This is a genomic window from Pseudarthrobacter lactosi, assembly GCF_055412785.1.
Map to the genome: position 1 here is coordinate 213,986 of NZ_JBVAYS010000002.1, position 15,940 is coordinate 229,925.

Here is a 15,940-nt window from a genome sequence, read left to right on the forward strand (position 1 = left end):
GATGCTGTCAATTTTCGTTGGATTTGTGAACCCCATGCCAAGGACCGCCAATCTTTGCCCACGGCTAGTGGACCCAAATCAGATTGATATTCTCAGCGTCGGAGTCCGCTGGCGTTCCCCTGTTCGGAAGTTTCACCGTGCGGCCACTTGCTTTGGGGGGACGTACGAGCGGCTTCGGAGCACGGCCATTGGTGTTGCGCTGACCCGCCCGAAGTGCGGAGCCTTCGTTGGACGACCTGACGCATCGAACGCGGGCAAGCGATGACCGCCGAAGAGCTTGAAAGGCAGTTTGACATCGGTCGCAAGCCACGGAGCAAGAGCGGTGGCAACGAAGGCGAATCCGATCGCGAGTCCGGTGGTGAGTACACGGGTAACACGCCCCGTTGGGCTAGCGGCCGTTATAGGAGTTCCGCGAAAATGAGCTGGCCAACGCGCGCGACGACTTCGTTGTTGTTTACCGCATCCGGATCGTCTGTCTTGGTCATCACGGCCAGTGTTAGCGGTGGACGCCCGTCCGGCCACACGGCGCCCGCGTCATTGACGACTCCGTAATCGCCGGCGCCTGTCTTGTCGGCGAGTTCAGCTCCAGGTGGCACAGCCGCTCCCAGCCGCTTGCCGGCGGTGGTGTTGCGGAGCATCCAGCTGCGAAGACGGGCCTGCCCGAGTGTACTTAGCGCGTCGCCGAGCAAGAGGGCCTCGTAGAGTTTATGGATATCAGACGGCGTGCTGGTATCGCGGAGGTCACCGGGAAGCGCCTCGTTGAGCTCCGGTTCCCAGCGGTCGAGACGTGTGAAGGGGGCGCCGAGAGTTCGCGCATAGGCGCCTATCTGCATTGGACCTCCGATGAGTTCGAGCAGGAGATTGCCAGCCGTGTTATCGCTGAAACGCAGGGCAGCGTCGGCGAGTTCTTCCACGCTCATGTCCCGGTCCTCGTCGGCGGCGCAAATTATGGAGTTCTCCACGATCTGATCCTCACGGAACAGAATTCGGCGCTTCCAGAACTCATCATCGTACGCGTGGTCGCGCAGCAGTCGGGCAACAGCGAGGGTCTTGAAGAGAGAGCACATCGGGAACGTGTCACCCCCACGGTATGTATAGGCCGTTTGTCCCCGTCGGCCCGCGGCGATCCCTATCGTGACGCCATTGGCCGATTCGAGGGCGGCGATTGACCGGTCGAGATGCGGACGGGCGCTCCCCTTCCCGGGCAGCTTCGCCTGGGCGAATCCCGGGCTATTTCCCGTGGCGACCAGTGAGGTTGCCAGCACTCCTGTGCCTAGCAAGAGGATTCCGCGACGGGTCGGGGCGAATTTCCGGTCTTGGGGGCTGGATGCGTCAATTGGTTCCATGCGGCCAGTCTGAGGGAATGCCCTGATGCGTTCAAAGCCAGAAAAGACGAGTTTTATGTACTTTCCGCATAATTGAGAGATGGATATCCTCAATTGTGCGCGTGCATTCGTCTCCGTCGCTCATCGGCAGAGTTTTTCGGCGGCCTCGCACGATGAACGGACGACCCAGCCCGTAGTGAGTCGGCGAGTCGCTGCACTCGAGGTCCATCTCGGCGGAGCGCTGCTCGAGCGGAGTACGCGCCAGGTGAGTCTCACGCCCTTCGGCGCCGCAATCCTCGGACATGCTCAAGCGGTTCTGAGCGCCGAACGCGCGCTCCTCGATGCTGCAGCATCCCATCGTCGCGGCACGGTCCGCCTTCTCGTACCACCCGATCACGATCCAGCGCTCTGGGCGGCCCTTCGGCTACGCGCCCTCGGGGCCGGCACCGACCTCCAGATCGAGGAAAACGACCGGGAGCGGCGTTCTTTGCGGTTCCGACTAGGGGAAGCGGATGCCGCTATTCTTCCGGTCGAAACCGCCCGAGCCGACTGGGTGGTGCCGCTGGGCCTCGCGCAAGCTACCGATCGAACCAGGCCGCTTACACTTGCAGCTTTGCGTCCGACCCGCGCCCTGCGGCCACAAGCGGCTTGGCGTATCGCAGTTCTGGCGGAGGATGCGTCCGCCCAGCTTCTGACTATGTTGCGAGAGTCCGCTGCGGAATCTGGGCTGGCAGCGCATCAGGTTTACGAGTCCCCAAGCGTCGTCAGCGCGCTCACGGGAGCGCTAGCAGGCGAGGATTGGGTCCTATGTACGCAGGAGCAGGCGGCCGCGTGGCGTTTGCAATGGTTCGAAGTGCGCGAATTGACAGTCGCACGTGCGTATCGGCTTGAGTCACGCTCGACATGCGGCAGGAAGCTCTTCGATCCGATCCTTGGGCGGGAAATCGCTGCGGCGCTCGGTGGCGTAAGGAGGGGGCAATCTTGACCGTCCCGGCGCACGAGACCGGCGCGGGGGCACGGGCCCTGCGCCGGGCAGCGCACGTGCTCGAGACCGCGGGACTCTCGGGATCTCTCCTCGTGCGTCACCTCGGCACGGGACACGAGCTCGCACTTGACGCCGATCGTCCCTTCCCGCTGGCGTCCGTAGCCAAGCTGCCACTAGCAGCGGCCGCGCTCGACGCCGCGCAACAGGGTCGGCTCGACCTCAGCTTGTCGGTACGCATCGATGACGCGAGCCGATCTCAGGGTGGTCCCGGTATTGCCCGCTTTACCCACCCGGTGACGATCGCCGTGGGGGATCTCATCCGGCTTGCCATGGAGATCAGCGACAACACGGCCGCGGATGCAATTTTCCGCATCGTCTCCCCGCACGACGTCACGGAATGGCTCCAAGCCCTCGGCACGAGCGGCATCGTCTTGCGTCATCCGATCGGCGAACTCTATACCTCGCTCGCGAGCCAAACCGGAACCCGCGATGCTGCTACGGTGCACTCGCTCGTCGTTTCAGCCGACAAACACGGCCATCCCTCTCCGTTGCCCCAACTGGACATCGAGCGGGCTAACGCCGGCACCGCGCGCGGGCTTGCCGATCTCCTACAAAAGATCTGGGACGGAAGCATCGGCAATGCGGTGGCGGCACCTCTGCGCGAGATGCTCGCTGCAAACGTATTCCGACATCGCCTCGCACCGGATTTTTCAGCTGATACATCGGCCTGGTATTCGAAAACGGGTTCCTTCGTCCATCTTCGTCACGAAGCGGGCGTCGTCGAACACATAGGCGGCGAGACTCTAGTCGTTATTGCACTCACTCGCAGTCGGGTGCCGGCCGTCATCCAGCCGTCGGCGGAGCAGGCGATGGGTCACGCTGCTCGCATTCTCCACGACGAACTCGTTTAGTCATATACCCACCCGGAGTTGTGTGGTGCCATGCTGGACACGCTGCCCTTCGGCACCAGCTATGAGGCCGCAAAGGCGGCGCACGCGGGACCTGAAAAGTAGCGCGGGGGAGTGCGACGGCGGCGCCCGGGTTGGGCGCGCAGGTCGCCTTAGGGCTCGGTCCCTCAGGTGTACATGAGTGAGCCGGGGGTGGTGAGCTTTTCGCCGGTCTCCAGCCAGGTCTTGAGGCCGGAGAGGATCATGGGCCAGCCGCCATAGAGCTGGTCGTTGGCGCCGTCGCGGAGTTGGTCGTGGGTGACGGTGAGGTGGCAGGAATCGCCCACGGGTTCGATCTCCCAGGTGATGCGGGAGGTGCCTTCGGCCTTGACGTCCTCGCCCCAGAGCGCGGTCATGGTCTGGACGAGTTTGCGGGGCGGGTCCACTTCGATGTTTTCGCCCTCGCCCAGGAGCGCTCCGCCGGCTTTCACGTTGCCCATTTCGAAGCGGCTCCCCGGTGTCCAGTCCGATTTGATGCTGTTGCCGAACTGGTATTTGCTGCGGATCTCGCTGGTGGTGATGGCTTCCCAGAGCAATTCCGGGGTGGTCTTGATATAGATTTCGAAGATCTTTTCCATGGGACTTTCCAATCTGGTTTTGAGGTCGCTGAGGGCAGCGGCCCATGGTTGTGCATATTTGCTGACCCAGCGGTCGTGGACCAGGCGGATGGGCACCGGATTGAGGAAATGGAGTTTCTCCCGGCCCCGACGGCGGGTGACCACAAGGCCGGCGTCCTCCAGCAGCTTGAGGTGCTTCATGACCCCGTAGCGGGTCATCTCGAAGCGGGCCTCGAGCGCGTGGAGGGTCTGCCCGTCCTCCCGGAAGAGCTCATCGAGGAGGTCCCGGCGGGTGGGGTCGGCGAGGGCCTTGAACACGGCGTCCATGGTTCTAGGATAGGTGACTGATTGGTCACATGTCCAGGGTTGCGTCAGCTTCTCCGGAAGTTTTGCTGAGGCTGTTGTCAGTGCCTGGGAGTGGGCCTACGCTATGGCCACGGTCCCACTCGGGGACCGCCCAGGACCCTCTCTGACTAGAAGTCAGGCACACGCTGGGATGCCCGCGTCCTGGACATCACGGGACAGGAAAAACCATGACCAAGTATCTGTTTGAAGCCAATTATGTGGGCGATGGAATCAAGGGACTTATGCGCGAGGGCGGCACCAAGCGGCGGGATGCGCTGGTGGAGGCGCTCAGTTCCGTAGGAGGATCGCTCGAGTGTTTCTACTACGCCTTCGGGGACACCGACGTCCTCGGCGTCTTTGAGGTGCCGGACCAGGCGGCCGCGGCGGCACTGTCCTTGATGATCAACTCAACCGGCAATGTGGAAGTGCGCTTGAAGCCGCTCATGACTGTCGAGGACGTCGACGAAGCGGTGAAGAAAACACCGTCCTACCGGGCACCGGGGCAGTAGCTCCGCTCAGCGGCGGCTGCACCTTGGTCCTGCCGCCGGACTCGACGTCGAGTCCGGCGGCTGCCGCATGTCGATGACCTGCGGCAGCCGGCAACGAAAGCGGAACCGTATAGCGATTTCGCCCAGAACCATAGAACTGATAATTTACGACATTTTTCATCAAGGTCGGCTCAAGACTCAATCAACGTTTTCTGAGGTTCGCCGCAACTTCGGTTTTCCTGGCTCACGGAGAAATAGGCTCGGCATTTCCGTGAAGTTTCAAGAGAAAAGGTCAGGCTAAACGCCGAGCCTTCATTATTGGGGAAATAATGCCGAACAATCAGGCCCGTTTCGGGTCAGCATCACCTGCGCCTGCGTTCGGACAGGAACCGCCCCGCAGTCCACGCGCTTCAACGATCATCGTCTGTGGCATCACGGTCCTCTTTATGACTGTTGGCGCGTTCAGCAGCGGTCTCGGGGGTGCCCTGGTTTTCCTTGCTATCTCGGCGGCCCTGACCGGCCTCTACGTCCTGGCCACCGGACGCCGTTCCTGGGCGTGGCTCCCGGCGAAGCGGAAGGCAGGGGCCATAGCCCTTGCGGTCTCCTTCGCTCTCTTCATCGCCGGGGCAGTCACGTTGCCGCGGACCAATGAGGCGGACCTTCAGGCAGCCTCCTCGGACTGGAATGCCTCGCCAGCAACCGCCACAGCGAGCGCTTCCTCCAAAACTTCGCCGACGCCGTCGTCCGCTCCCACCGAGCAGGCGACGGGCACTCCGCTCGATCCTGAGACGGCCTTCGCCCTGGCCAACGGCGTGAGCGCAGCGGCACCGAAGACGCAGCCGGCCTTTGCTACCAAGGCGATCGACCTGCTGGCCGCTCTTCCCATCAAGGGCCGGGCGCCCAAGACGGGCTATGACCGAGCGCTCTTCGGGCAGGCGTGGATGGACGTGGACCGTAACGGCTGCGACACCCGGAATGACATTCTCAAACGCGACCTCACGGGGATCAAATACACCAACAGTGTCCCCTGCAAGGTTCAGTCCGGAACGCTGGCGGACCCCTACACGGGCACCAGCATCAGCTTCCTGCGGGGGAGTGCCACCAGCAGCGCCGTCCAGATCGACCATGTTGTTGCCCTCAGTGACGCCTGGCAGAAGGGCGCGCAGCAGCTGACCGCGGAGCAGCGGACGGCCTTCGCCAATGACCCGCTGAACCTCCAGTCCACGGACGGTCCCACCAACATGAAAAAGGGCGACGGCGATGCCGCCACCTGGTTGCCGCCGAACAAGGGCTTCCGGTGTGAATATGTGGCCCGGCAGATTTCGGTGAAGGCGACGTACAGCCTGTGGGTCACACAGGCGGAGCACGACGCAATGGCCAGGATCCTCGCCGACTGCGAAGGCCAGCTCGCACCAACCAACGAGCAGGCACCGGTGGCCGCGGCGCCGGCACTTGCGCCTGCGGCTGAACCGGTGGCTCCCGCTCCCGCTCCGGCCCCGGTGGCCCCGGCTCCCGCTGTTGTGGTGCCTGCTCCAGTACCAGCAGCTCCGGCGCCGGTTGTACCCATCCCTGCTCCCGCCGTTCCTGCGGCCGCTTATTACGCCAACTGCACGGCTGCCAAAGCCGCTGGCGCCGCACCGATCTATGCCGGGCAGGCCGGCTATCGGGCAGCGCTTGACCGCGACTCCGACGGCGTGGCCTGCGAAAGCTAAACCTTTCCATCACTTGACCAAACCAAGAACTTTTCCAAGGGGGAAAAAATGAAGAAGACATTGGCATTAGTTGTACTCACTGGCCTGATGCTGACCGGATGCGGCGGCAAGCAGGAAGCCTCGCAGCCGGCATCAGATGCAACTGCTGTTGCTGAGGTTGCCGTCGCGGTTCCGGGCGTGACGGGCTTGACCTTGGATAAAGCCACGGATCAGCTGGAAGATCTCGGGTTCAAGGTCGAGGCCAAGGACACCGTGGACGGAAAGACGATTCTTTCGAAGAAGAACTGGCTGGTGACGTCCCAGGACCCCACGGGAGGCGCGCAGGCGGCAAAGGGATCCACCGTTCGCCTCGGGGTCAAGTCCCTTGAAAAGGTTGCGGCGGAAAAGGCCGCCGCAGATAAGACCGCCGCCGACAAGGTGGCAGCAGAGGCGGCTGCTGCAGCAAAGGCCGCGGCTGATAAAGCTGCCGCCGAGAAGGCGGCAGCAGATCAGGCAGCAGCGCAGGTGGCAGCCCAGAAAGCAGCCGATGCAGCGGCACAGCAGGCTGCCCAGCAGGCGGCGGTAAAGCCAGCACCCGTAGTCCAGGCACCAGCCCCGGCAGTCCAGGCGCCGGCCGCCGTCTCTTACGCGAACTGCACGGCGGCACGCGCAGCAGGTGCGGCGCCCATTTATGCCGGTACACCGGGATATGGGAAGCACCTTGACCGGGACGGCGACGGCATCGGGTGCGATAAGTAGACGGATCGGAAGCTCAAGCTGAGGATTTCTTCGCAGAAGTTCCCCAGCGCAGCAAGAGCAGCCGAACTGGGGCACTTTGACGCGGACACGCCGCGGTTTGATCCGTTTGGGGGCCGGACCACCGTCAATGTGGCCCACGACGGTTCCGCCCCTAACAGCACGCGCAGCACAGGCACAGTTGGTGAGTGGCCGCCGTCGTGAATTACGACGGCGGCGCTCCAGTTAACGGCGCGGGCGCACCATTTGCTGACCGCGGACACAGCCGACAGAATCAAGCGATGAACGAGTTCAACTGCCTGCCCCGCTCCGAATTCGGTTTCCCCGGGCCTTTGCGCGACAGGCTCGTTTCCGCGATTCTCGACGGGAGCAAGACCTCCACGGCCCCAATGGCGGTGCAGAACATCGTGGAGGACGAGCTGTTCCCGCAGGCTGCTGCCAGGCAGATTGTGGTCGACTCTGCAGGGAAAGCTGTAGCGGTCATCGCGACCACGGACGTCCAGCTGGTCCGGCTTGCCGGCGTTACCTGTGAGCACGCCCGCGACGAGGGTGAGGGATACGCGTCCGTTGCTGAGTGGCGTGCCGGGCATGAGCGCTTCTGGCACGGCGAGGAGATGCGAAGCGTCCTCGGAAACCCTGCATTCACGGTGGAGGACGACACCCTGGTGGTTCTGGAACGAAACTCAGACCGAGCATGCCAACGGAAATTGCGGTGAGGAAGATTCCGAGGGCCACAATCAGTCCTGGACTTTGGACGGGCGTGATGGCGGCCATGGAGCATCCCTCCGGCACGCCCCGGGACCGTACTGCTCCTCGTACTGTTTGACGTTGAAAACTGCTCGGGTCCTAATGGGTGCCGTCTGGCCTGCGGAACTGCTTGTGCTGGTTGAACATCGGAATGAATCCTATCGGGACGTGGTGGGACGGTTGGGATGTTCCTGACCTAATTCAAGGAGATCGATGTCCACGTTGCCGGTGCCGGGCTTAGGGGAATTGCGCCGCTTGCGGAGCTGGGTGGCCCTGTACTCGTCCCGGGCAAGGCTCAACGCATAATACGTGATACCTACAGACAGAGCCGTCAGGAACAGCGAACCCCAGAACGGACCTTCGCCCTGTCCCAGCGGGGCCAGCAAAATTAGCAGTGAAACGACAGTCAGCGCTGCGCCAACGATGGCAAGGATTCCCATGCCCCACCAGGTGCTGACCTGGGCATGGCCACGTCCGGGACTGAAGCCGATCTCGTCCGCGGGGTAGCTGTGCAAATCCCCGGTGCTGGTCCTGCGGAGAACACGCTTCTCGCCGGCCGCGATTGCCCTTTTGTGTTCGGCGTACACGTTGTCGTTGCGCTTCTCACGCTCTCGGTCAAAGACCATATTGTTTCCCCCTGACGTGACGAACGGTGGCCTCGCAGGATTCAGACTTCGGTGCCTGCACCCGCGGGCACCCCGCGGGTCAACGATACCGGTCCGTGGCGCGCGCCGCCGTCGTGCGAGCCCGATGAACCAGGATGCCGTGGGTACCTTTCACAAGGTGCCCACGGCATCGCAGTTCGCCAACCAACCCGTCACTGCGTGGACACTTCGCCCATCAATCCGAGCTGCGACAGGAACTCCACCTGGTCGAAGTAGAAGCGGTGAGAGGTGATCTCGCCACCCTCCACCTTGGCGACGTCGCAGCTCCTGATGCGGAGCTGCTTGCCGGTGGGCTCCATGGTTTCGCCGGAGGGCATGCGCAGCGGGCCGGTGTTGGTGCCGATGACGATGCCCTCATCGATGGCAATGTCGCCGGCCTCGTGCCGTCCCGTCTGCTCGTACCGGACATCCGGCATGGCGTCCCAGAGTTCGAAGAGGTAGCTGGTGATGGCCTCGCGACCGCGGAGCTCACCCTTGTCCGGCGTGTAGGCGACGGCGTCGGTGGCGTAGCTGCGTGCCAGCGTCTCTTTGTCTTTTGCCTCCATCGCCTTGTTCAGGCGATCCATGACCTCGCGTGCCTGTCCCATTCCGACCTCCATATTTTGGGCGGCCTCACGGAAGCGGGGGCCGCTTCGTGGACTGGCTTCTGCTGTTGCGGGAGCCACTTTAATTGCACCTCCACGGCGAATCGCGAGTCAACGGACGGGGCTACCCCTTCGAAAATCGCGGGTCCAGGACGTCGCGCAGCCCTTGATGCATCACGGTCTACCGGGAAAGATGGCGCGCATGGCAACCTTTACCGAGTCCGATGACCTGCGGGGCGCGCAGTTTTCCGATGTCAACCTGACCGGGTCCAGGTTCGTCCGCTCCGACCTGTCCGGTGCGGTGATGCGCGGTGTTTATGTTGAGCGCGTGGACATCGACGCTCCCTGGCTCCTCGAGGACCAGGGATCGATGCTGGTCAACGGCGTGGACGTGGCTCCGCTCGTTGACGCCGAACTCAACCGGCGCTTTCCTGGCCGGGAGTTGCGGCACGCGGGTGACCCGGAAAGCCTGGGGAAGGCCTGGACCCGGCTCGAGGATACATGGACGGCCACTTTGCGCCGGGCGGCTGCGCTGCCGCCAGGCACCGAGGATGTAACGGTCGACGGCGAGTGGTCGCTTGCGCAGACGCTGCGGCATCTGGTGATGGCCACCGATAAGTGGCTGGGTGGGGCGGCTATGGGGCTTGAGCAGCCGTACCACCCGATCGGGGTGCCGAATGTTGAATACGAAACGGACGGACTGGACATGTCGGTATTTCAAACGGCCAAGCCAACCTACGATGAGGTCCTTGAGGTTCGGGCCGGCCGCGTGAAAATGGTGCGGGACTTCCTCGCCGCCGTCACCACCGAGGACCTGCAAAACCCCCACAAGGCTCCCGATGATCCGCGCTACAGCGTGACCACGCTCGACTGCCTGCACGTCATCCTCCACGAGGAATGGGAACACCACCGCTTCGCCGTCCGCGACCTCGACGCGATCGAAGCGCAGGCGGCGAAGGGCAGCTAACGGAATTCTGGCAGTAGTTGTCGATCTGCGCTTCGGGCGGGCGTCGTATGAGTAAGGGCCAGAATGTACGGCCCTGACGACGGCGAGGCCGTCGGCGTCGATGCAGTGAAAGCTCAAAGCAGAGTCACCACGATGGGAGCACGAAAATGTCAAAGTATCTGGTCCTGATCTTCCAGGATGAAGCGGCGAAACAATCCGACGGCGAGGACATGAGCGCGCCTTATCAGGAGTTCCAGCAGCGCCGCGGCGCGTCCCTGCTCAACGGGGCCGCACTGCAGCCACCTTCGACGGCGACGTCCATCCGGCGCGACGGGGCGGGCGGATTCTCGGTCACGGATGGTCCTTTTGCCGAGTCGAAGGAAACGCTGGGCGGCTACTACCTGATCGAGGCAGGCGACCTGGATGAGGCGCTGGAGATCGCCAAGGAGGTTCCGGCCGGCATCGGGGTAGAGGTCCGGCCCGTGCGAATGGTCAGCTGATGGCGCCGGCCGCCAGCTCGGAGGTTGCTGCCGCGGTTGCCGATGCGCACCGCAGGGAGTGGGCCTTCGTGCTGGCGGCCACCGTCCGTGTTGCCGGTGATATCGATACCGCCGAAGAGGCCGTGCAGGACGCGTACGCCAGTGCACTGTCCACGTGGGGTCCGCGCGGCATCCCGACTAACCCTGGCGCGTGGCTCACGGTGACCGCCCGCCGTCGGGCCCTGGATATGCATCGCCGGGCCGCGACGGCGCAGCGGGCGCTCCCCAAGCTGTTCGATCCGGAGGAGTACGCAGAGGGCGAGCCGGGCCGGGACTCCGAAGACATTGCCGATGACCGGCTGCGGTTGATCTTCACCTGCTGCCACCCGGCCCTGGCCTTGGACGCCCAGGTGGCCCTGACGCTTCGGCTCCTGTGTGGCCTGTCCACCGCTGATGTGGCGCGGGCGTTTCTGCTGCCAGAGGCCACCATGGCGGCGCGGATCACCCGGGCGAAGAAGAAGATCGCGGCCGCGCACATCCCCTACCGTGTGCCAGCGGCATCCGAGCTGCACGAGCGCGTCGACGGCGTGCTGTCCGTCCTGTACCTGGTGTACACCACCGGGCACACCGCCCCGTCAGGGGCAGACCTCATGCGCCGTGATCTCGCGGAACGCGGCCTTGAGCTCGCGAGAATGCTCCGGCTCCTGCTTCCGCAGAACCGCGATGTCGCAGGGCTCCTAGCACTCGTTGTGCTCACCGACGCCCGCAGGGGCGCCCGGCTCGATGAGCACCGCGAACTGGTGCTGATGGAGAACCAGGACCGGACGAAATGGGACCGGCCGGCCATCGAAGAAGGGGTTGCGCTCCTGCGCGAGGCGTTGAACTCCCGGCCCCCGGGCCGCTTCGCCGTGATGGCGGCCATCGCGGCCGTCCATGACGAGAGCGCGTCGTGGTCCGACACTGACTGGCTGGAGATTCTTGGGCTCTACGACGTGCTTATGGAGACGTGGCCCTCTCCCGTTGTCCAACTCAACCGGGCCATAGCCCTCGGCTTTGCGGTGGGCCCGGCGGAAGGTTTGGCGGAGCTGGATGCGCTGGGTGCCGTGCCCCAGTTGGCCCGCTACCCGTATCTGGCCGCCGCACGCGCCGACTTCCTGACCCGGCTGGGCCGTCTCGGCGAGGCCCGGGTCGCCTTCGAAGAGGCGTTGATCCTCACTGAGAACGACGCCGAACAGCGCTACCTCCGGACCCGACTGAACGAACTGACGGGTTGAGCCGGGCTTAGGGCGTCCCCTTGGGGTGCGACGGGCAGTGGGAGGATGAATCCGTGGACCAATTCTTTGACTTCCTTCGCCATTACTGGTGGCTCGCCTTCCCTCTCAGCGGAATCGCCGGAGGATGGGCACGGTCATGGTCCAAGGCCAGCGAACGCCGGCACCGTCGCCGTCTGGAGCTGTACAAGGTCAAGAACCAGGCGGTGCAGGCGGAACAAGCCAGCCAGGCCCAGGTCGCCGCCCTGATGGCAGCGCACGACGCCGTGAACCGGCGGTGGCTGGACTACGAGCTCGACGTGGGGAAACTGATCGACTTTCCGGTCATGACGGATGTTCGGGAGCCTCTCACTGTCGCCTTCCTCCGGGCGAAGAAGGCGGCGGACGGTTTGCGGCCAGCCGCCCCGGGGGACATTACGACGGCGGCCGGGCTGGCTGAATACCGGACGGCCGTGCATGGCTTTGAGCTGGCCTTCGACGTCGCAGAGCGCGAAGCCAAGCGGATCAAGGACCACAACTTCACTGAGCTGGAACGCCAGCGATTGACGACGGCCAGGAAGCTGCTCAACATCGCCTTGGACAATGCCGCGACACCTGCCGAACGGCAAACCGCGTACAAGCGCGCCCGGCGGGAACTGGACGGCCTCATCGTCCTGCCGGAGGCGACGCTTGCCGCCTTGGAGGAGAAGATCGCCGGCGAGCTCGATTCGCCACGCGCCGCGGAGTAGGTTCGTGACCCAAGGCAACGATGCACCAGACTTAGGGGTGTGACGCACAAACCCCGTCCCGGCCTCGCGATCGCCGCGCTCAGCCTCGGCACCTCCCTGAACCCGCTGAACTCGTCCATGATCGCCGTCGCGCTGGTGGTCCTGCGCGAGGATTTCGCGCTCGACGTCGCCACGGTCACCTGGGTGATCACCTCGTTCTACCTCGCGTCCGCGGCCGGGCAGCCGCTGATGGGCAGGCTTGCGGACCGTTTCGGGCCGCGCCGCCTGTTCACGTTCGGGATGGCCCTGGTGGCAGTGACCTGTGCAGTTGCGCCCTTCGCGCCCAACTTCGCGCTGGTCTGCGTGGCCCGCGCGCTCATGGCCGTGGGGACCGCGACGGCGTACCCGTCCGCCGTCGTGATGGTCACCGAACTGAGCCGGCTGGCGAAGCTGCCGGCCACCCGCCCGCTGGGCCGGATCCAGATGGCGAACACGTCGGCGGCCGCGGTGGGACCCGTCGTCGGCGGTTTGCTGGTGAGCCTGCTGGGCTGGCAGGCGCTGTTCGCGGTCAACGTGCCGCTCGCGCTGCTGGCGCTGATTGTGGTGCACCGGGAGGCGCCGGCTGATGCCGGGCGCGAGACCGGGAAGCTCTCTACCCTGATCCGGGACTCCGACATCCCGGGCATCCTGGCCTTCGTCGCCTCGCTGATGCTCGCGATGATGGCGCTGCTGAACGTGATGCCGGGATACCGCTGGTGGCTCCTGGGCGCGGCGACCGTCATTGCCGCGCTGTTCGCGTGGCGGGAGCTGCGCTTCCGCCCGCCGTTCCTGGACCTGCGGCTGCTCGGCCGGAACCGGCCGCTACTGCTGGTGTATCTCGTGTTCGTCGTCTTCAGCGGCGTCTACTACTTTGCTTTCTTCGGACTGCCGCAGCTGCTGCAGGAGGCAGGACATTACGACGCCGGACTGGTGGGCCTGCTGATGCTGCCCCTGGCGGCGATGTCCGTGCTGGTCACCCCGGTGACGGTACGGCTGATTGAGCGGTTCGGCGTGCGTCCGGTGATGATCGCCGGTGCGCTCATCCTGCTGGTTGCCTCGGCCGGCCTCGGGGCGTTGACGTTGTCCCTGTGGCCGCCCCTGGTGTTTGTGCTAACAGCGTTGATGGGCGTCCCGTACGGAGTGGTGAGCACGGCATCGAACCAGGGCCTGTACGTATCCGCCCGGCCGGAGGAGAGGGGAGTGGCGGCCGGAATTTTCCAGACCTGCCGCTACCTCGGCGCCATCACAGCGACGGTGCTGATCGGTGTGTTGTACGGGCCCGGCGTGAACCAGGAGAACTGGGGACTGATGGTCCTGGTGATGCTGGGGCTGGGCGCCTTGGTGCTGGGGTTGGCGGTGGCGTGGAAGCGGAAGGGCGCTTAGTGGCCTGATGCCGGGCCGAAAGGTTCGTGGCCAGGTGGCGGCTCCACATGCCAGTAGGCCGTCCAACGTGGTGTCGGTTGCCGTTTGCTTCCGGCACTGAAATCCGCGTCGGTGTCGTGCAAAAACTCCGGCTGCGGCCAGCCGCTGATGGTTTCCGGCGCCTCATTCCTCAACGAGGTCCGGAGGCGCTCCAGAACCGGCTGCGTTGCGTGGTCCACTGCATCCTCCATCGCAGCAATCAAGTCCGAAAAGCGTTCCCCCATGGCCTTGGGCATTGGGTGGATGATGGACACGCCCACGATATTCACCACTCGTCCTGCAACATCCAGTAGCGCCATGGGAAGCGGCGTGGCCAGGGTTGACTGCGAGTGCGCGATGGTTTTGTTGCGATACTCCCGAATGGTGTCGTGGACCTTCTGGAGTGTGGACGGGATGGACGGGATCCCGGGCATCTCGTCGAGACGGGTGCGGACATTGGAATGAATGAATGGGCGAACGTATGCCGTCACGGAATGCGAGGTCAGGGGCAGCCACAAGTCGGAATCCTCGCCTGCCACGAAGGCGCTGGCCAGGGTATGCGAGGCTTCCGACAGGTCGCTGGCGTGACTAGTAAGTTCAGCCAAAAGTCTCGCGTCGTGCGTGTCTGGCAGAACCGCTATACGCGGCTGAGGGATGGTCACGGCGGTTGCTGCTCCTGTTCCCGGGTGGAGGGTCCGGTCACCCCAGCTTAGAGAGTACGTAGAAAGGCCGGGCGGCAGCTTCGAAAGCCGCCGTCCGGCGCGCACTCAAAGGCAGGGAGTCTAGCCCTTAACCTCGTACGCCTTGGGCAGCTTCAGGCCGCGTTCCTCCATGAGGGTGCGCATGCGCGTGGGGTAATCGGTGATGATGCCGTCCACGCCCAGGTCCATCAGGCGTTCCATGTCCGCGGTGGTGTTCACGGTCCACGGGATGACGGGCAGGCCCAGTTCGTGGGCTTCGGCGATCATCGCGGGGGTGACGGAGCGGAACGTGGGGGAGACGACGTCGTACCCCTGCGCGGCTGCAGCCTGCGGAAGGGAACCGTTGTAGTCGTCGATGTCGATGCCGCCCAGGTTGGGGCTGGCGCCCGGCTGGCCCACGCCCATCCAGGCGTCGCCGCTGGAGAGCGCCACCAGCGGGAGTTCGGGCGCGATCTCCTTGGTGAGGTTCAGCGAGGACCAGTCGAAGGACTGCAGGGTGGTCCGGTCCGCCATGCCGGAAGCCTGGATCTCGGCCACCACGGCCCGGGTGAGGGACTCCATGCCCGCACCGCCGATCTGGGTATCCTCCACTTTGGTCTCCACGTTGAAGCGGACCTTGGCGGCGTTGGTGTCGCGGACCAGCTGGTAGACGTCCTTGAGCTCGGCGATCCGGTTGCCCTCGATGACGTCCTGCTCCGGGTAGCCGGGCAGCCGCACGAAGCCGCAGTTGAGCGTCTTGACCTGCGCGAGTGACAGCTCGGCCACCCGGTCTCCGACGTACGGGAACTCGGGGTCGCCGGCGGTGGCGGGGGCGGTGTCGGCGCACTTGTTGGCCTGGATGGTGTCGTCGTGCCACACGATGACCTTGCCGTCCTCGGTCAGGTGGGTGTCCAACTCCAGGGTGGTTACGCCCAGCGCCAGGGAGTTCGCGAACGCGGCCAGGGACTCCTCGGTCCATTCGCCGCGGCCGCCGCGGTGGCTCTGCAGGTCGAAGGAGCCGTTGCGCTCGTTCGTCTTGATCGCGGACGTGGCGGTTCCGGCAGCGTTCGACGACGGCGTGCCGGCTTCGTTTTCCGGGGCGGCGACGGCGGGGCTCGCCAGGGCGGCGATCAGGGCGGCGGCTGCCGCTGCAGTCAGGACTGGGCGCATGGGTGGTTTCCTCCTGGGTGACGGGGACCGGCTGATGGCCGGTGACCCGTCCACACTAGGAAGGGGAGGTTGCGCGCTTGGGGCCCTGAGTTGGAGGGGAGGTTAACTTGGGGCGGAGGTGACACAGGGTTGCTCGGCCGGCTGTCCGCCACAATAG

The 15,940-nt window shown here is 64.6% G+C and carries 17 protein-coding genes; 11 read left to right on the forward strand and 6 right to left on the reverse strand.

The window, feature by feature from the left end; genetic code table 11:
- Positions 1-398: 398 nt before the first annotated feature.
- Entirely contained in the window at positions 399-1,346 is a 948-nt protein-coding gene (bla, locus tag ACZY0Q_RS10910; RefSeq protein ID WP_463916664.1) for a class A beta-lactamase, read from the reverse strand.
- A 79-nt stretch (positions 1,347-1,425) separates the two neighbouring features.
- Here bla and ACZY0Q_RS10915 point away from each other — a divergent pair, with 79 nt between their 5' ends.
- Together ACZY0Q_RS10915 and ACZY0Q_RS10920 are read left to right on the forward strand one after the other, a co-directional pair.
- The gene (locus tag ACZY0Q_RS10915) at positions 1,426-2,310 is read left to right on the forward strand and encodes a LysR family transcriptional regulator (protein ID WP_463916666.1); all 885 of its coding nucleotides are present in this window, start codon (positions 1,426-1,428) and stop codon (positions 2,308-2,310) included.
- A complete protein-coding gene (locus ACZY0Q_RS10920; RefSeq protein ID WP_463916668.1) occupies positions 2,307-3,221 on the forward strand; it encodes a serine hydrolase in 915 nt (304 codons plus the stop codon). Before ACZY0Q_RS10915 ends, ACZY0Q_RS10920 begins: the two co-directional genes overlap by 4 nt.
- Before the next feature lie 164 nt (positions 3,222-3,385).
- Here the strand turns inward: ACZY0Q_RS10920 and ACZY0Q_RS10925 are convergent, their stop codons facing one another.
- The gene (locus ACZY0Q_RS10925; RefSeq protein WP_463916671.1) at positions 3,386-4,141 is read right to left on the reverse strand and encodes an ArsR/SmtB family transcription factor; all 756 of its coding nucleotides are present in this window, start codon (positions 4,139-4,141) and stop codon (positions 3,386-3,388) included.
- 206 nt (positions 4,142-4,347) lie between these two features.
- On the opposite strand from ACZY0Q_RS10925, the gene ACZY0Q_RS10930 reads away from it, so the two are divergent.
- From ACZY0Q_RS10930 to ACZY0Q_RS10945, 4 genes are all read left to right on the forward strand, one after another.
- Positions 4,348-4,668, forward strand: a complete 321-nt coding sequence (locus ACZY0Q_RS10930) for a GYD domain-containing protein (RefSeq protein WP_463916674.1) — start codon at positions 4,348-4,350, stop codon at positions 4,666-4,668.
- Between the two features lie 425 nt (positions 4,669-5,093).
- Entirely contained in the window at positions 5,094-6,359 is a 1,266-nt protein-coding gene (locus tag ACZY0Q_RS10935; protein WP_463916677.1) for a GmrSD restriction endonuclease domain-containing protein, read from the forward strand.
- 48 nt (positions 6,360-6,407) lie between these two features.
- On the forward strand, positions 6,408-7,097 hold the full coding sequence (locus ACZY0Q_RS10940) for an excalibur calcium-binding domain-containing protein (RefSeq protein WP_463916679.1): 690 nt from the start codon (positions 6,408-6,410) through the stop codon (positions 7,095-7,097).
- A gap of 278 nt (positions 7,098-7,375) precedes the next feature.
- Entirely contained in the window at positions 7,376-7,810 is a 435-nt protein-coding gene (locus tag ACZY0Q_RS10945) for an ASCH domain-containing protein (RefSeq protein WP_463916681.1), read from the forward strand.
- Positions 7,811-7,999: 189 nt separating this feature from the next.
- Here the strand turns inward: ACZY0Q_RS10945 and ACZY0Q_RS10950 are convergent, their stop codons facing one another.
- Both ACZY0Q_RS10950 and ACZY0Q_RS10955 read right to left on the reverse strand, forming a co-directional pair.
- Positions 8,000-8,467: a hypothetical protein gene (locus ACZY0Q_RS10950; protein WP_463916682.1), complete on the reverse strand. Its 468-nt coding sequence runs from the start codon at positions 8,465-8,467 to the stop codon at positions 8,000-8,002.
- 191 nt (positions 8,468-8,658) lie between these two features.
- The gene (locus ACZY0Q_RS10955; protein ID WP_463916684.1) at positions 8,659-9,093 is read right to left on the reverse strand and encodes an ester cyclase; all 435 of its coding nucleotides are present in this window, start codon (positions 9,091-9,093) and stop codon (positions 8,659-8,661) included.
- A 199-nt stretch (positions 9,094-9,292) separates the two neighbouring features.
- Between ACZY0Q_RS10955 and ACZY0Q_RS10960 the strand changes: the two genes are divergently transcribed.
- The 5 genes from ACZY0Q_RS10960 (at position 9,293) to ACZY0Q_RS10980 (ending at position 13,915) form a co-directional block, all read left to right on the forward strand.
- The gene (locus ACZY0Q_RS10960; RefSeq protein WP_463916687.1) at positions 9,293-10,057 is read left to right on the forward strand and encodes a DinB family protein; all 765 of its coding nucleotides are present in this window, start codon (positions 9,293-9,295) and stop codon (positions 10,055-10,057) included.
- 146 nt (positions 10,058-10,203) lie between these two features.
- Positions 10,204-10,536, forward strand: a complete 333-nt coding sequence (locus tag ACZY0Q_RS10965) for a YciI family protein (protein WP_463916689.1) — start codon at positions 10,204-10,206, stop codon at positions 10,534-10,536.
- Positions 10,536-11,789: an RNA polymerase sigma factor gene (locus tag ACZY0Q_RS10970; protein ID WP_463916690.1), complete on the forward strand. Its 1,254-nt coding sequence runs from the start codon at positions 10,536-10,538 to the stop codon at positions 11,787-11,789. Before ACZY0Q_RS10965 ends, ACZY0Q_RS10970 begins: the two co-directional genes overlap by 1 nt.
- A 53-nt stretch (positions 11,790-11,842) precedes the next feature.
- Positions 11,843-12,514: a hypothetical protein gene (locus ACZY0Q_RS10975; protein WP_463916692.1), complete on the forward strand. Its 672-nt coding sequence runs from the start codon at positions 11,843-11,845 to the stop codon at positions 12,512-12,514.
- Positions 12,515-12,553: 39 nt separating this feature from the next.
- A complete protein-coding gene (locus ACZY0Q_RS10980) occupies positions 12,554-13,915 on the forward strand; it encodes an MFS transporter (RefSeq protein ID WP_463916694.1) in 1,362 nt (453 codons plus the stop codon).
- Here the strand turns inward: ACZY0Q_RS10980 and ACZY0Q_RS10985 are convergent.
- Both ACZY0Q_RS10985 and ACZY0Q_RS10990 read right to left on the reverse strand, forming a co-directional pair.
- The gene (locus ACZY0Q_RS10985; RefSeq protein WP_463916695.1) at positions 13,912-14,595 is read right to left on the reverse strand and encodes a hypothetical protein; all 684 of its coding nucleotides are present in this window, start codon (positions 14,593-14,595) and stop codon (positions 13,912-13,914) included. The two genes, ACZY0Q_RS10980 and ACZY0Q_RS10985, sit on opposite strands and share 4 nt — an antisense overlap.
- 120 nt (positions 14,596-14,715) lie before the next feature.
- Positions 14,716-15,783: a glycerophosphodiester phosphodiesterase family protein gene (locus ACZY0Q_RS10990; protein ID WP_463916696.1), complete on the reverse strand. Its 1,068-nt coding sequence runs from the start codon at positions 15,781-15,783 to the stop codon at positions 14,716-14,718.
- Positions 15,784-15,940 lie beyond the last annotated feature (157 nt).

What these genes read in the sequence shown, in the direction of transcription:
- ACZY0Q_RS10935 (WP_463916677.1), top strand. Translation starts at nt 5,094, where the DNA reads ATGACTGTTGGCGCGTTCAGCAGCGGTCTCGGGGGTGCCCTGGTTTTC.
- ACZY0Q_RS10955 (WP_463916684.1), bottom strand. Translation starts at nt 9,093, where the DNA reads ATGGGACAGGCACGCGAGGTCATGGATCGCCTGAACAAGGCGATGGAG.
- ACZY0Q_RS10950 (WP_463916682.1), bottom strand. Translation starts at nt 8,467, where the DNA reads ATGGTCTTTGACCGAGAGCGTGAGAAGCGCAACGACAACGTGTACGCC.
- ACZY0Q_RS10925 (WP_463916671.1), bottom strand. Translation starts at nt 4,141, where the DNA reads ATGGACGCCGTGTTCAAGGCCCTCGCCGACCCCACCCGCCGGGACCTC.
- ACZY0Q_RS10940 (WP_463916679.1), top strand. Translation starts at nt 6,408, where the DNA reads ATGAAGAAGACATTGGCATTAGTTGTACTCACTGGCCTGATGCTGACC.
- ACZY0Q_RS10970 (WP_463916690.1), top strand. Translation starts at nt 10,536, where the DNA reads ATGGCGCCGGCCGCCAGCTCGGAGGTTGCTGCCGCGGTTGCCGATGCG.
- ACZY0Q_RS10915 (WP_463916666.1), top strand. Translation starts at nt 1,426, where the DNA reads ATGGATATCCTCAATTGTGCGCGTGCATTCGTCTCCGTCGCTCATCGG.
- ACZY0Q_RS10945 (WP_463916681.1), top strand. Translation starts at nt 7,376, where the DNA reads ATGAACGAGTTCAACTGCCTGCCCCGCTCCGAATTCGGTTTCCCCGGG.
- ACZY0Q_RS10965 (WP_463916689.1), top strand. Translation starts at nt 10,204, where the DNA reads ATGTCAAAGTATCTGGTCCTGATCTTCCAGGATGAAGCGGCGAAACAA.
- ACZY0Q_RS10930 (WP_463916674.1), top strand. Translation starts at nt 4,348, where the DNA reads ATGACCAAGTATCTGTTTGAAGCCAATTATGTGGGCGATGGAATCAAG.
- bla (WP_463916664.1), bottom strand. Translation starts at nt 1,346, where the DNA reads ATGGAACCAATTGACGCATCCAGCCCCCAAGACCGGAAATTCGCCCCG.
- ACZY0Q_RS10990 (WP_463916696.1), bottom strand. Translation starts at nt 15,783, where the DNA reads ATGCGCCCAGTCCTGACTGCAGCGGCAGCCGCCGCCCTGATCGCCGCC.
- ACZY0Q_RS10960 (WP_463916687.1), top strand. Translation starts at nt 9,293, where the DNA reads ATGGCAACCTTTACCGAGTCCGATGACCTGCGGGGCGCGCAGTTTTCC.